This window comes from Paenibacillus tianjinensis (assembly GCF_017086365.1).
GTDB classification, from domain to species: Bacteria; Bacillota; Bacilli; order Paenibacillales; family Paenibacillaceae; genus Paenibacillus_AQ; species Paenibacillus_AQ tianjinensis.
Genome location: NZ_CP070969.1, coordinates 2,958,223 through 2,972,875 on the forward strand (window position 1 = coordinate 2,958,223; position 14,653 = coordinate 2,972,875).

14 protein-coding genes are annotated in these 14,653 nt (G+C 49.3%); 7 read left to right on the plus strand and 7 right to left on the minus strand.

Going from position 1 to position 14,653, the window contains the following annotated elements; genetic code table 11:
• Positions 1-191: 191 nt before the first annotated feature.
• The gene (locus tag JRJ22_RS13075; protein WP_370656191.1) at positions 192-683 is read left to right on the plus strand and encodes a pyridoxamine 5'-phosphate oxidase family protein; all 492 of its coding nucleotides are present in this window, start codon (positions 192-194) and stop codon (positions 681-683) included.
• Positions 684-807: 124 nt separating this feature from the next.
• On the opposite strand, the gene JRJ22_RS13080 is transcribed toward JRJ22_RS13075, so the two are convergent.
• A complete protein-coding gene (locus JRJ22_RS13080) occupies positions 808-1,956 on the minus strand; it encodes an epoxide hydrolase family protein (RefSeq protein WP_206104837.1) in 1,149 nt (382 codons plus the stop codon).
• A gap of 51 nt (positions 1,957-2,007) precedes the next feature.
• Positions 2,008-2,895 (minus strand): LysR family transcriptional regulator, encoded by an 888-nt coding sequence (locus JRJ22_RS13085; RefSeq protein ID WP_206104838.1) that lies wholly within the window; start codon positions 2,893-2,895, stop codon positions 2,008-2,010.
• Between the two features lie 99 nt (positions 2,896-2,994).
• Here JRJ22_RS13085 and zwf point away from each other — a divergent pair, with 99 nt between their 5' ends.
• The 4 genes from zwf to JRJ22_RS13105 all read left to right on the plus strand — a co-directional run bounded on the left by zwf (position 2,995) and on the right by JRJ22_RS13105 (position 7,233).
• Positions 2,995-4,524 (plus strand): glucose-6-phosphate dehydrogenase, encoded by a 1,530-nt coding sequence (zwf, locus tag JRJ22_RS13090; protein ID WP_206104839.1) that lies wholly within the window; start codon positions 2,995-2,997, stop codon positions 4,522-4,524.
• Positions 4,525-4,563: 39 nt separating this feature from the next.
• Positions 4,564-5,232: a fructose-6-phosphate aldolase gene (gene fsa / locus JRJ22_RS13095; RefSeq protein ID WP_206104840.1), complete on the plus strand. Its 669-nt coding sequence runs from the start codon at positions 4,564-4,566 to the stop codon at positions 5,230-5,232.
• 35 nt (positions 5,233-5,267) lie between these two features.
• Positions 5,268-6,686: an NADP-dependent phosphogluconate dehydrogenase gene (gndA, locus tag JRJ22_RS13100; RefSeq protein WP_206104841.1), complete on the plus strand. Its 1,419-nt coding sequence runs from the start codon at positions 5,268-5,270 to the stop codon at positions 6,684-6,686.
• 199 nt (positions 6,687-6,885) lie between these two features.
• A complete protein-coding gene (locus JRJ22_RS13105) occupies positions 6,886-7,233 on the plus strand; it encodes a VOC family protein (protein WP_206104842.1) in 348 nt (115 codons plus the stop codon).
• 65 nt (positions 7,234-7,298) lie between these two features.
• On the opposite strand, the gene JRJ22_RS13110 is transcribed toward JRJ22_RS13105, so the two are convergent.
• Genes JRJ22_RS13110 through JRJ22_RS13120 form a run of 3 tightly spaced genes read right to left on the minus strand, consistent with a single transcriptional unit; the run spans position 7,299 to position 10,164 of the window.
• A complete protein-coding gene (locus tag JRJ22_RS13110) occupies positions 7,299-7,994 on the minus strand; it encodes a LutC/YkgG family protein (RefSeq protein WP_206104843.1) in 696 nt (231 codons plus the stop codon).
• Entirely contained in the window at positions 7,991-9,418 is a 1,428-nt protein-coding gene (locus JRJ22_RS13115; RefSeq protein ID WP_206104844.1) for a LutB/LldF family L-lactate oxidation iron-sulfur protein, read from the minus strand. The genes JRJ22_RS13110 and JRJ22_RS13115 overlap by 4 nt, the downstream gene beginning before the upstream one ends.
• Positions 9,415-10,164, minus strand: coding sequence for a (Fe-S)-binding protein (locus JRJ22_RS13120; protein ID WP_206104845.1), 750 nt, complete (start codon positions 10,162-10,164; stop codon positions 9,415-9,417). Before JRJ22_RS13120 ends, JRJ22_RS13115 begins: the two co-directional genes overlap by 4 nt.
• Before the next feature lie 165 nt (positions 10,165-10,329).
• Between JRJ22_RS13120 and aldA the strand changes: the two genes are divergently transcribed.
• The gene (gene aldA, locus JRJ22_RS13125; protein WP_332461380.1) at positions 10,330-11,775 is read left to right on the plus strand and encodes an aldehyde dehydrogenase; all 1,446 of its coding nucleotides are present in this window, start codon (positions 10,330-10,332) and stop codon (positions 11,773-11,775) included.
• Positions 11,776-11,890: 115 nt separating this feature from the next.
• On the opposite strand, the gene JRJ22_RS13130 is transcribed toward aldA, so the two are convergent.
• A complete protein-coding gene (locus JRJ22_RS13130; protein ID WP_206104846.1) occupies positions 11,891-12,307 on the minus strand; it encodes a GNAT family N-acetyltransferase in 417 nt (138 codons plus the stop codon).
• Between the two features lie 109 nt (positions 12,308-12,416).
• Here JRJ22_RS13130 and JRJ22_RS13135 point away from each other — a divergent pair, with 109 nt between their 5' ends.
• Positions 12,417-13,364, plus strand: coding sequence for a glycerophosphodiester phosphodiesterase (locus JRJ22_RS13135; RefSeq protein WP_206104847.1), 948 nt, complete (start codon positions 12,417-12,419; stop codon positions 13,362-13,364).
• Positions 13,365-13,454: 90 nt separating this feature from the next.
• Here JRJ22_RS13135 and JRJ22_RS13140 read toward each other — a convergent pair whose 3' ends face one another.
• The gene (locus tag JRJ22_RS13140) at positions 13,455-14,603 is read right to left on the minus strand and encodes a serine hydrolase domain-containing protein (protein WP_232381129.1); all 1,149 of its coding nucleotides are present in this window, start codon (positions 14,601-14,603) and stop codon (positions 13,455-13,457) included.
• Positions 14,604-14,653 lie beyond the last annotated feature (50 nt).

Sequence of the window (14,653 nt, forward strand, 5' to 3'; positions counted from 1 at the left end):
GAAAGTCAATATAAGTGCTACAGGATTTTCCTCTTTGAAAAGGTCTGATAAGGGTGTGCATAGAGCAGATTGCTATAAATAAAGAGGTGTAGAATGCACGCCAAAGAGATCGAAATTTGTAACTTTGGTTAATAATAGGTAGACGATTGGATAACCTATTCCCATAACTGTGAAGAAACGAGGCGATAAGCATGTCAACGATGAACAATAATCATCAGGAAGCGGTTGAGACGGTAAGAGAACTTATCAAAGGGATCGATACGGCAATGTTCACGACGATCTCGCCGGAAGGTCTGGTATCCCGTCCAATGAAGACTCAGGAGGTTGAATTCGACGGAGACTTATGGTTCCTGACGAAAAAAGATACCAGCAAGTTCGGCGAAGTCCTTCATGATCCGAGAGTGAATGTCGTATACGCCGGTAAATCCTATGTATCCATCCGTGGAACAGCAAGAATCGTGCAGGATTTGGAGAAGAAAAAAGAATTCTGGAATGCGGGCTATGATGCTTTTTTGAAGACCAGCTATGATGATCCGAATGTGATTCTGATTCAGGTTCACGCCGAAGCGGCTGAATACTGGAAGAGCGGTAACCTGGCTGAAAAGGCTTCTTACCTGTTCAAACGGTTAACGAATCAGGATACAGAAGAGTCCAATCTGAACCAGACCATCGAATTAAAGTAAGCGGACGCACCCGTATCAGGCAGCAATCTGATTCTTGATTCTTTACTATATCCACACACAAAGATGCCCCCGCGTTGCGGCAGAGGGCATCTTTGTGTGTGAGTATCTGTTATTCTTTCTCCATTCAGGTTCTAAAGGGTCTGTAGAAGGCACGAATATCCTCAGCCATGAGCTCAGGTTCCTCCATGGCGGTAAAATGCCCGCCCCGGGGCAATGAGGTCCAGCGGGTGATATTCAGGTTGCGCATAGCCCAATCTTTGGGCGGTGTTAAGACATCGGCAGGTAAAATAGCAATGCCTGTCGGTACCTCTATCCGGCCAAGTGCCGGCAATGAATGCGTATTCTCATAATATATATGGGCTGTAGACCCAAACGTATTGGTAACCCAATAAATCATGATATTCGTGAGCAGTTCATCTTCGCTGAAGCTGTTCCGGAGGTTCCCCTTACAGTCGCTCCATGCATGGAATTTTTCAATAATCCAGCCGGCGAGTCCTACAGGTGAGTCGGAAAGTCCATACGCAAGGGTCTGAGGTTTGGTCGATTGAAGGGTCATATAGCCGCCCTCCCGGGATATCCATTCCTGGGCACTTCGTTTATATTGCAGTTCTTCCTCGGAAAGCTCTGCCTGATCATTGGGATTCATAAGGCCTCTAATAATACCAATATCGGTGAGATGGATGCCAAATAGAAGTTCCGGATGGTTCGATGCCAGGTATCGGGTCACTCCGGAACCGATATCCCCGCCCGCAGCAGCGAATTTTCTATACCCGAGCTCCTCAGTCATTAGTTTAGCCCATACCTCAGAAACACGTGAATTGTTGATCCCGCGATAGTCCGGACAGCTGGAGAAGCCAAATCCGGGCAGTGAAGGGACTATTACATCGAAAGCGTCCTCAGGATCACCGCCGTAACGGGCCGGATCCGTAAGCAGAGGAATAATCTTCTGGTACCGCAAATAACTGTCCGGCCATCCGTGAGTTAGGATAATCGGCATTGGGCTTGGTCCTTTTCCGCGTTCATGAACGAAATGCACATCTATCCCATCGACATTACTGCGAAACTGTGAAAAGCGGTTGAGCTTGGCTTCTTGTTCCCGCCAGTCATATTGCTCCTGCCAATAGGTAACGAGCGATTGCAGATAGCTTAGATCAGTACCTTTTTCCCATCCGGTTGGTCCTAACGGCTCCGGCCAGCGGACATGTTTCAGCCTGTACTTCAGATCATCGAGTACTTCATCAGGTACCCGGATTTGAAAACGTTCAACAGTCATTATGCTTCCTCCTTAACCCTATAAATTAGAATTAAATGCATTTCTCCAAGATTAGGCTCTCCGGGTTAGCTCGATGAACTTGCTGGCTGCAGTCGTCAGCGGCATATACCGCATCGTCATCATACCCACCTGGGCAGGAGGAAGCTGTACATCCAGCTTGATCTCAAAGAGGGAGCCCTCTTCAAGCTCCTTGGATACGAATTCCCGGGTCACGAAGGAGATCCCGAGGCCTTTGCGGGCAAATTCGATCAGCAGTCCCACACTGCCGACCTCGAATTCGGGCTTCAGCTCATATCCGTAGCCCTGGAACAAATCCGTAATGGCCATACGTGCCCGGCTGCTCCGCGAGAACAGGATAATAGGATACCGAAGCAGTTCTTCGATAGAGAGCACCTTCTGGTTCAGTTCGGCATAACGGCTGCCTGCGATGAAGCAGTCCTGCAGCTGAAGCCCTTGCCGCACTTCCAGCTGCGGATCGGTGATCGGCATACGCACGACGCCCAGATCGACGAGACCTTCTTTTAAATAGGAGATCACTTCCGGTGTCGTACCATGGATCAGATGAAGACGGATGCCGGGATACTGCTGGTGAAAGATTTCAATGAACGGAAGCAGATAATGCTTGAACAGGGAGTCACTGCCGCCAATACGAAGCTCCCCGTTATCGAGGTTTTTGAGCTCAGCCATTTTCTTCTCGGCCTGTGTGATAAGAATATGCGATTGTTCAATGTAAGAGTAGAGAGTGGCACCTTCCGGTGTAAGTGCAACTCCTTTGGAGTTCCGGATAAATAGGGACAGGCCTAAGCTGTCCTCCAGCTGCTTGATCGCATGGCTGACACTCGGCTGGGTAATAAACAGCGATTTGGCGGCTTGAGTCAGGCTCCCGGTCTTGGCAGCCCAGTAAAAAACCTTGTATAACTCGAAATTTATCATAGACATAGTCTATAGCTCCTGTGAAATATATTAATTACTTGTATGGGTCGTATTTGTATTATAGTGTAACCAGGAAAGATAAACCAGAGCAGAAGGAGAATGGAGATGGAGGCAACCACGTTTGTTTTGTTTGGAGCGACAGGAGATTTGGCCCGGAGAAAAATCTACCCTGCGCTGTATAATCTTTTTCTCGATCACAAGCTTAACCATTCATTCTCTGTGATTGGTCTTGGCCGAAGAGAAGTAGCTGACGAAGCCTTTCAGGCGATGGTGGAGCGGTCGATCCGGGACTTTTCCCGGCGGGAAGTGAAAGATTCTGCGTCCGTGCGCAGCTTCCTGAAGTCCTTCCGATATAATGTGCTGGATGTTGGGCATACAGAGGATTATACGAAGCTCCTTCAGCGGGTTGAGCAGCAGGAGAAACGGGCGGGAGGTTCCCCGAACCGGATGTTCTATCTGTCTGTTGGCCCGGAGTTTTTTGAGACAATAGCCTTCAATATTAAACAAAGCGGGCTGGGTAACACCAAGGGCTGGAAACGCCTGGTAATTGAGAAGCCCTTCGGACATGATCTGCAGTCTGCACAGGAACTGAATCTGAAGCTGAGCGAGGCTTTTACTGAAGAAGAAATTTACCGCATTGACCATTACCTCGGCAAACCGATGGTGCAGGAGCTCGATGTGTTCCAGCAGAGTAATCCGGTGCTTCACGCACTTTGGAATAACCGTTACATCTCCAACGTGCAGATTACCGCAGGAGAAACTGTAGGTGTGGAAGAAAGAGCGGGTTATTACGATCATGTAGGTGCGCTCAGGGATATGTTCCAGAATCATATGCTGCAGCTGTTAATGATGCTCGCCATCCGCTTGCCGAAGGACAGTTCCCCGGAAGAGGTACGCTTTAAGAAGAAAGAGGTTATGGAGGCGCTGGAGCCGCTGGATGAAGGCGATGTCCAGTTTGACGTGATCCGCGGGCAATATACAGCTGGCACAATCCAGGGCAAGCCGGTACAGGGCTATCTCTCCGAGCCGGGAATTCCGGCAGGATCAACGAACGATACCTTTATTGCGGCCAGACTACAGATTGACGATCCATTCTGGAAGGATGTGCCGTTCTATATCCGGACCGGAAAGCGCATGAAGGAGAAATCGACGCGGATTGTGATCGAGTTCAAAGAGCCGCTCAAACAGAGCTCATCGGCCGGAGAGAATGACATCCCAAACCTGCTGGTGTTCGAGATCAGCCCGAACGAGGGGGTAACCCTACAGCTAAAGGCTAGAGATCCACAGCATAAAGGGAAGTTCAAGGCCATGCATATTGATTTCCACACCAGCTCTATTGAGGTTCCTGAGGCTTATGAGAACCTGATACATGACGCTTTACATGGTGATCCGTCATTTTTTGCCCATTGGAACGAGGTTGAGCTATCCTGGAAATGGGTGCAGCCAATCCTGAATGCTTTTGAGAAGAATTCTGTTCCGCTTCACACCTATGCTGCGGGTTCATTCGGACCTGCCGAATCAGATCAGCTGCTGGCCAAAAAAGGACATCACTGGTGGCTCGATACGGCCGAAGCTGCAAACGGTGTTCAAGAAGAAGAAAACGATGTTTCTTTGCCCGATGCTTCAAATTTTTAATACTAAGATTAGTTCAACTAAAAAATGGAGGTTATCACAATGAAATTTTTCATCGACACAGCGAATGTAGAAGACATCAAAAAAGCATACCAGATCGGCGTACTGTCCGGCGTTACAACGAATCCGTCTCTCGTGGCCAAAGAAGGCGTGAAGTTTGAAGACCGCATTGCAGAAATTCTGCAGACCGTACCTGAGGTTGAGTCCGTATCCGCTGAGGTAACCCCGGATACCATTACTGCAGAAGAAATGATCGCACAGGCGAACGAACTGATCAAGATCAATAACTATGATAAAAACATTACCATCAAGATCCCGATGACGCTCGCAGGGCTGGAAGCCTGCCGGTACCTGACTCAAAAAGGCGTGAAAACAAACGTAACGCTGATCTTCACCGTGAACCAGGCGCTGCTGGCAGCCCGTGCCGGAGCCACTTATGTATCACCGTTCCTCGGCCGTCTGGATGATATTTCAGAGGATGGGGTTCAGCTTATTGTAAAAGTCGCTGAATTGTTCCGCATTCATAACCTGGATGCGCAGATCATCGCCGCTTCGGTCCGCCATCCGGACCATGTGACCCGCGTTGCGATGGCCGGTGCGCATATCGCCACCATTCCGTTCAGCGTCATCGAGCAAATCTCCAAGCACCCGCTGACTGATCAGGGGCTGGAGAAATTCGCAGCCGACTGGAAAAAAGCTCCACAGGTATAATTGTCCTGCACAAATCATAGGGAGGTCTATTGACGATGGGTAAACAACAGATAGGTGTGGTCGGCTTAGCCGTCATGGGTAAGAATCTGGCCTTGAATATGGAGAGCAAAGGGTTCTCGGTAGCACTGTACAACCGCTCCCGCGAGAAAACAGATGAGCTGCTTGCAGAAGCAGCGGGCAAAAACTTCGTTGGTGCCTACAGCATTGAGGAGTTTGTCCAATCACTCGAGCTGCCGCGCAAGATCATGATTATGGTTAAGGCTGGCAAACCGACAGATGATACAATTCAGCAGCTGGTGCCGCATTTATCACCAGGGGATATTCTGATTGACGGCGGGAACGCCTTTTTCCCGGATACCCAGAGACGGAACAAAGAGCTTCAGGCGCAAGGCTTCCGTTTTATCGGGGCAGGCGTATCGGGCGGTGAAGAAGGTGCACTCAAGGGGCCGGCGATTATGCCGGGCGGGCAGAAGGATGCCTACGAGCTGGTTGAACCAATCCTGACTGCCATTTCTGCTAAAGTGGACGGCGATCCTTGCTCGACTTATATCGGTGAAGACGGTGCCGGGCACTATGTCAAAATGGTCCACAACGGCATCGAATACGGCGACATGCAGCTCATTGGTGAAGCGTATCAGCTCCTGAAGGATGTACTGGGCCTGGACACTCAAGAATTGCATGAGATTTTCTCAGAATGGAACCGGGGAGAGTTAAGCAGTTATCTCATCGAGATTACTGCCGACATCTTCTCCAAAGCTGATCCGGAAACCGGCAAACCAATGGTCGATGTAATCCTGGATTCTGCAGGTCAAAAGGGAACCGGCAAGTGGACGAGTCAGAATGCGCTTGATCTCGGCGTTCCGTTATCAATCATTACTGAATCCGTGTTTGCACGTTTTATTTCGGCGATGAAGGAAGAGCGTGTGGCAGCAAGCAAACGCCTGAAGGGGCCTGAGGTCAAGGGCTACGACGGCGACGCGAAGGAATTCATTGAGGCAGTCCGCAAAGCGCTGTATGCGAGCAAAATTGCCTCTTACGCCCAGGGCTTTGCCCAGATGAGAGTGGCATCGGACGAGTATAACTGGAACCTGAACTATGGCAGCATCGCAATGATCTTCCGCGGAGGCTGCATTATCCGTGCCGGCTTCCTTCAGAACATCAAGGACGCTTATGACCGTGACCCTGAGCTCAAAAACCTGTTCCTGGACGAGTATTTCAGCAGCGTAGTTCATAACTACCAGGAAGCGTGGAGAGATGTGGTGGCGATCGCGGTAAAACGGGGCATTCCGGTTCCAGCCTTTGCTTCCGGGTTAGCATACTATGACAGCTACCGGTCCGAACGTCTTCCGGCCAACCTGCTGCAGGCGCAAAGAGACTACTTTGGAGCGCATACCTTTGAACGGGTGGACCAGCCGGGAAGCTTCCATTTTGGCTGGATGAGCAACAACGATTAATTCAGTAATAATCGAATATATATTTATCTGCCAAACCGCACAGCAATGCGGTTTGGCTTTTCGTATTCATAAGTATTTTGTTATTTTATTAAGCTTTGCCGTGCGGAGTAATTCCTGTCAAAGGAACTTCACTTTAAGTATCGAATATCTAATGAAACCGTAATGCTACAAAATCAGCTGGTAGAGGGGAGCAGATACGATGATACAAGGTTTTGGAGGCATATTTTGGAGAACGAAGAATTTGGAAGCAATAACAAAATGGTACAGCGAAGTGCTGCAGATTGAGATAGGAGATTGGAATGGGACAGTGATCCAACCCCAACCAGGAAATGAGACGATCTTTTCTTTTTTCACCGAGAATGACAATTACTTTCCAACAGAACAACAGGTGATGCTAAACTTCCAGGTAAATAATCTGAACGAGACCCTTAAGCATCTTGAACAGATTGGTGTACCTCTTGCCAAGCAAAAAGAGGAAAGTGAATATGGAACGTTTATTTGGATTGAAGATCCTGACGGCCGGCTGATTGAGCTTTGGGAGAAGTAAAAGAAAATGGAAAAGAAGACCGGGGCTTTGGGTCTTCTTTTTTTTCGAGCATACTGTACTACATTCTATATAAGCACATAAGTGGCGCTCAAAGGTCCATGCACCCCGACAACAAGCTTCATCTCAATATCAGCAGAATTAGACGGGCCCGAGATGAGATTTATCGATGAGCCCAGCGGTTCGCCGGTCAGAACCCGCCGGTTCAAGGCTGCTGCTGCCTGTGTGGAGCGAGGCACGATCCGCTGCTTTTCAATTACCGCAATATAATGGGCAGGCAGAAAGTGAAGGGATCGTCCCTGATCCGGCCGGCTTTCCACAACAATTGTCCCTGATTCGGCAAGAGCATAATCAGCGAAAATAACCGCCGTGTCCGCCGATTCAGCCCGCATAATATTCTGCTCTCTTCCTGCAGCTTCCTCCCAGACGAATGAACCCGGGAACATAAGTCCGTAAGCGGCAAACCGGGGATCGCCGGAAATCATTACGCTTCCTCCGCCACTGGCTTCAATCAGATCATCGAGTGTCCTCTGCAGAATCTCCGGCTTCGACTCAATGACCTGAGTGTGTATAAAAAAGCATTGCTCCTTTAAGATATCTATCAGATCGTCTTGAGTTAGACTTCCATAGCTGTCCGGCAGCAAACTCTGAATATCCGGCAGCCGGACCTCGTGTCTGCGTTCCCGTCCCAGCTTGGAGGCAATCGTATTGAGAAAGGATTCCTTATTATTCCCTGATGTATGATAATTTCGTAATACTGTCATTGGCCCGACTCTCCTTTTCGTTTATCCAGCCAAGCCCTGAAGCTGTCCTGCTGCTTGACGGGTTGGCTAAGATCGCGGGAACCAATCCAACCACGGATCAGTTCCGGCCCTCTGACAATTCGGCCATGCTTGCTCATGAGCCGGCTGGCCGGATGCGCAAACCGCAATGTTTTACCGAATAGAGCAGGGGAGGACAGCAGCCGCCCCACCGCCTTCATCTGGAATCTTTCCATGGAACCGGTGCGGTTCTCCTTTACGATGTTCTGCCGGTGCCGGATAAGCTGCTCATGAAGCGGAATTCGGACCGGGCATACATCTGTACAGGCGGCACACAGACTGGAGGCGAAAGGGAGCTCTTTGAAGTCATCGTATCCGCCAAGCAGCGGTGTGATGACAGCACCAATCGGCCCTGGATAAATAGATCCATAGGCATGACCGCCGATATGGCGGTAGACCGGACAGACATTCAGGCAAGCCCCGCAGCGTATACATTGTAAAGCTTCATTGAATTCGCTGCCGAGAATGTCTGAGCGGCCGTTGTCCACGACAACCAGATGGAATTCTTCAGGGCCGTCTGTGTCACCAGCTGCGGAGGGTCCCATTACGGTAATGTAGCTGGTTAACTTTTGCCCAACAGCACTGCGGCAGAGGAGATTATCCAGCACCTCCATTTCTGCAAGAGTGGGTACAATCCGCTCCATGCCCATCACGGCGATATGCGTTTTGGGGATGGCCGCAGTCAGATCTCCGTTGCCTTCATTGGTCACCAGGTTAATAGCCCCCAGGTTGGCAACAGCAAAGTTGCAGCCTGTGATTCCGACTTCAGCTTCCAGAAATTTCTGCCGCAGGACCTTCCGGGCAAACCGGGCAAGCTTCTCTGGACTTTCGTCATCTGTATATCCAAGCTTCTCCGCAAACACCCGCTGAATTTGCCGCCGGTCCTTATGCAGTGCAGGAGCGACAATATGTGATGGCGGATCCCAATCATCCATTTGCAGGATATATTCCCCTAGATCGGTCTCAATCAGCTCACAGCCGGCTTCAATCAGAACATGGTTCAGATCAATTTCCTCTGTGACCATAGATTTGGATTTAACGATTTTTTTAGCCTGTTTCTGCACGATAACATCCCGTATATAGCTGCTGGCTTCTTCTTTGGTTGCTGCAAAATAAATATGGCCGCCTTTTTTCTCAATGTTTCCTGCGAGCTGCTCCAGATAATAATCCAGGTTCTGCAGGGTATGCTGGCGGATTTGCTGGCCTGCGGTCCGCCACTGCTCCCAATCTCCGAGAGCGGTAGCCGCGGACAGACGCCGGGTCTTTAGACTGTCCTGCGCTGAACCTACGGCATTTCGCATAAATGAATCCCCGAGTCCGTCTGTAGTCCGTTCGCTGAAATCACGTTTATCCGTTTGCAGGCTCAACTCTGGCTTCCTCCTTTGGCAATCACAGGATTCTGGTGATTCAGCACTTCCGCAATATGCATAATTTTCACAGGTTCTCCCTTGCGGAATAGGCGGCCGCCGATATTCAACAGACAGCCCATATCTGCGCTGATCAGAATATCTGCTTCGGTGTCTATGATACAGCTGCTTTTTTCATCGACCATCTGCTCGGAAATATCCGGCATCTTTACCGAGAAGGTCCCGCCAAAGCCGCAGCAGTTATCGCTGTTTTTGAGCGGCTCCATGTGCAGCCCTTTTACATGCTCCAGCAGTTGAAAAGGGGTTTCCTTCTCACCCAGCAATCTGGTCATATGACAGGAACGGTGATAGGTGGCCGTCCCGTCAAGGCTTGCCCCCACATCCGTGATGCCGAGTACTTTTACAATGAACTGTGTGAATTCATAAGACTTTTCTTTTAAAGTAACCGCTTTCAATTCCCATTCAGGATCCCCCTTGAAGATCTTCGGATATTCATGAAACATAGCGACGCAGGAGCCGGAGGGACCTACGACATAATCGGAGCTCTCAAAGGCAAGCATCATATTCTTCATCGCAAGCTTGGAATCTTCCAGATAGCCGCTGTTGTAGGCCGGTTGACCGCAGCAGACCTGCGAAGCCGGATAATCGATTTCACAGCCCAGCCGCACGAGAACCTCAACCATTGCGATCCCGACCTTCGGGGTCATGAGGTCTACTAAACAAGTGGAAAAAAAACTGACTTTCACTCCTTATCCCTCCAATCGAAATAACCCTAACCATAGCTTAACTCAAGAAGTCAATAAAAAACAACACAAAAACAAATAAAAAATGTGAATCTTATTGACAATAAATATTGATAGCGTTTACACTATTGGTGGGAAATGGAACAATCACCTTGAGGGGGAGAAGCAGTGACCAAACATTTGATGTACATCGATGGCCAATTTACCGAAGCAGAAGGCAAAGAGTGGATGGAAGTAACGAATCCTGCAACTGATGAAGTGATCTCACAGGTTCCCAAGGCTACCAGGAATGATGTCATTCGAGCCATCAATGCTGCGGAAGAAGCCCAATCTGCCTGGGAGGAGACACCTGCGGTTGAACGCGGGAAGTATCTGCATGCCATCGCAGACGGGATTCGTGCGGAGGCGGACAGCATCGCCAGGCTGATCTCCGAGGAAGTGGGCAAAACACTGGAATTATCTACCGTAGAGGTTAACTTTACAGCAGATTATATGGATTATATGGCTGAATGGGCACGACGCTATGAAGGTGAAATCGTTCAGAGCGACCGCGATAACGAGAACATCTTTGTATTTAAACGAGCAATAGGGGTAACTACGGGTATTCTGCCCTGGAACTTCCCGTTCTTTCTGATTGCCCGGAAGATGGCTCCGGCCCTGATCACCGGTAATACGATTGTCGTCAAGCCAAGTGCAGAATCGCCGAATAATGCTGTCGCTTTTAGTAAAATTGTTGACGCAGCAGGCTTGCCCAAAGGGGTATTCAACCTTGTCACAGGCAGAGGCGCTGAGGTGGGCAATGAGCTGGCCAGCAATCCTAAGGTCGGAATGGTCAGCCTGACAGGCAGCGTGCCGGCCGGACAGAAGGTGATGGAAGCTGCTGCAGAGAACATCATCAAGGTTAGTCTTGAGCTTGGCGGTAAGGCTCCAGCCATTGTTATGGACGATGCCGACCTGGATCTGGCTATCAAAGCCATCGTAGATTCACGGGTAATCAATACGGGTCAGGTCTGCAACTGTGCGGAACGCGTCTATGTGCATGAGAAGATCAAGGACGAATTCACGGCCCGTCTGGTTGAGGCCATGAAGGCAGTGAAATACGGTGATCCGTTAAAAGATAAAGATATTCAGATGGGCCCGCTGATCAACAAGGCCGCACAAGATTCAGTCCAGCAAAAGGTGGACCGGGCGGTTGAAGAAGGTGCAAAAATCCTCCTTGGCGGTAAAAAGGTAGAGGGGGCAGGCAGCTTTTTTGAACCGACGGTCATTTCAGAAGCTACGAATGACATGGAAATTGTACAAGAGGAAATCTTCGGACCCGTGATCCCGGTGATTACTTTTTCCTCCTTGGATGAAGCCATTGCACTTGCAAATGACAGCGAATTCGGCTTGACCTCTTCTTTATATACGCAAAATCTTAATGTCGCCATGAAGGTTATCAAACGCCTGAAATATGGTGAAACCTATATTAACCGTGAGAACTTCGAAGCGATGCAGGGCTTCCATGCAGGCTGGCGGAAATCCGGCATCGGCGGAGCGGATGGTAAACATGGATTGAATGAATACCTGCAGACGCATGTAGTCTATCTGCAGTATGACAAATCAGTTAATTAAAAGAAACAGGAACGCAATTTTGGGATGATCATAATAATAAGTAAGAAGCTCCCGGGCAGCCCGGGAGCTTTTGTGATGTTGGCGATTATCAGGATTACACCTTATCGCAAACGGACTATAGGTTCTTCTTCAGATAATACTTGGTATGACCCTGAAGCGGGCAATCCTTGATCTCCCCGAAGATTTCGTACCCTTGCTTCTGATAGAAATGTGGTGCCTGCCAGCTCATTGTTGTCAATTCACTCACTTTACAGCCGCGCAGCCGGGCTCTGGCTTCCAGCTCTTGCAGAAGTTCACCGCCCAGACCCTTACCTCTGTACGTAGGGTCGACGGCCAGCAGGTGCACATTTAATATATTCCAGACGATATCCCCGGTGATACCGCCAATGAAGGTCCCATTCTCGTAAGCTGCCAGAGAGAGCTCTTCGCGTTCATACGGCGGAATGCTGTGATCCGCCCGCTGGCTGTGCTCTTCCAGTAATCTCGAGATTTCCCGCTGATTGTGCTGATGGTCCAGCTCTACTATTTCCAACGTACGTCCTCCTTATGCCTAAACTATGATAAGTATAATAGCAAGGATGAACTACTCCAAGTAATGAAACCTGTAGATTTTAATTAGGCCAACTGTTAGTATAATATTCATGTCATTAAGGATAGAGAAGAATGAGGGTAACGAAATGATGAAGGTGTTCAGGCACAAAGCGTATTTTACCGGAATACATGTATTGCTGTTTGTTTCTTTGTTAACAATACTTTACGCTTATTCCCCGACGATCCGGGTGAAGGTGAAAGAGATTATGGATCCTGCAGATAAAGTCTACACGATAGCCCACCGCGGCGCGTCCGGGTATGCTCCGGAGAACACTATCCCTGCTTTTGAGCTGGCGGCCGAGATGAAGGCGGATATTATTGAGATGGATATCCACTTAACCAAGGATGGGATTCCGGTCGTGATTCATGATGATACCGTTAACCGCACAACTAATGGCAAGGGCTATGTAAAAAACATGACCCTAGAGCAGCTGGAACGGCTAGATGCGGGAACCTGGTTCAACGAGGCCTACCCGATGTTTGCCCGGGACAAATATGCCGGCACTACCATTCCCACGCTTGACCAGGTATTTGAAACGTTCGGCAAAGAGATCAAATACATTCTGGAGATCAAGGATTCCGCACCAGGTACTGATATTGAAACCCTTATCAATGAATCCATTCAGAAATATGATCTGGAGGATGTGGTAGCCATTCATTCCTTCAGCGCAGGCAGCTTACGCAAATTCCACAGAATCAATCCGGACATTCCGTTATATCAGCTGGTCTGGTATGATTACAACGCAGTGAGAGTCTCAGAAACTTATCTGAAAGACATAAAATCATACGCAGTAGGTATTAGCCCGAATTTTCAGGGGATCAGTTCGGCTTATGTAGCACAGGTTAAGAATTTCGGGCTCAAGGTAATGCCTTATACAGTAAATTATCAGCTCAACATGGATAAAGCCTATTCCTGGGGTGTGGATGGAGTTTATACCAATTTTCCTGACCGTCTGCTTGAAGTCATTCACACCAACAGAGATAATGCCCAGTGGTAAAACGATTGAGCCAGGAGAAGGCTGCGGCTTATAGATAAAAGGGTCCATTTCTTGTTCTTTACCCGGAACAGGAAATGGACCCTTTTTGTCTTACAGCGTGCTGAACACGATGTTGCGGAGCTTGCGGGTAACGGCCATCGTGCCGGCATCCTTTTTCTGAACCATAAACAATACGGTCAGCGCATCTGCTGGGCTGTTGGTGAAATAAGCCCCAAGCCAGCCGTCCCAGCCGTATTCACCCCGGCTGCCAAGGCAACCGGCTTTCCCTGGCTCAGTCATGATGCGCATCTGGTTACCATAACTATGTCCGCACAGAGAATGCCATGTATCGAAGCCTTTTTGCTGCCAGCTGCTTAAGGAAGCCGAGGTCATATATTGAACCGTTCTAGGCTTCAATAAAGTCACTCCGTTTAGAGATCCTTGATTCATCAGCATCGTCGTAAATTTGGCCGCATCGTCAATCGTAGACGCAAGTCCTGCTCCGCCGGACTCAAACAACGGTTCCCGGTCCATCTGATGAACGATGCCTAGATGACTTTCCGCGTACAGCTTAAGTCCGCCTTCGCCGTCATCCTGATAGGTGTTCACAAGACGCGCTCTTTTATCTCCAGACAGCCAGAAGCCGGTATCCTGCATTCCCAGCGGGTCGAACATTTCTTTTTGCAAAAATTGCCCGTAGCGCATGCCGCTAACCGCTTCCACAATTGCGCCAAGAACGTCCGCCGACGTTCCGTATTGCCAGTACGATCCCGGGTCGAATGAAAGGGGGCCTTGGCCCAGGCGGTTAGCGAATTCCATGGTGCTCATCGCGTTATCCGTGTACAAACGGCTGCCCAGTTCCTGGAACAAAACGTCTGTATGCTGCCCGGCTTTGTCCGTTCCGCCGTATACCAGACCAGAGGTCATGTTCAGCAAATCGTGTATGCACACCTCCCGGCTGGCAGGCACCAGTTCACCGTTTTTCTCAACCAGCTGGTTTTTGAAACCCGGTATATAGCGGCTTACAGGATCGAACAAATCGATTTCCCCACGCTCGAGCAGCATCATGACGGAAGCGGCGGTGACCGGTTTCGTCATTGAGTATAAACGATAAATCGAATCCCTTGTAATAGGGCGTCCAGACTCTATGTCAGCCATACCGTCCTCATGGTAAAAAACTTCACTCCCGTCCTTGATCACCATAAAGTTCGCGCCGGCGATTTCGTTGTTGTCGATGCTTGCTTTCAGCGTTTTTTTCAATTGGTTGGTTATGTTTGGCTCCAGCATTTGGCCTATGTCTCCTTCTCAAT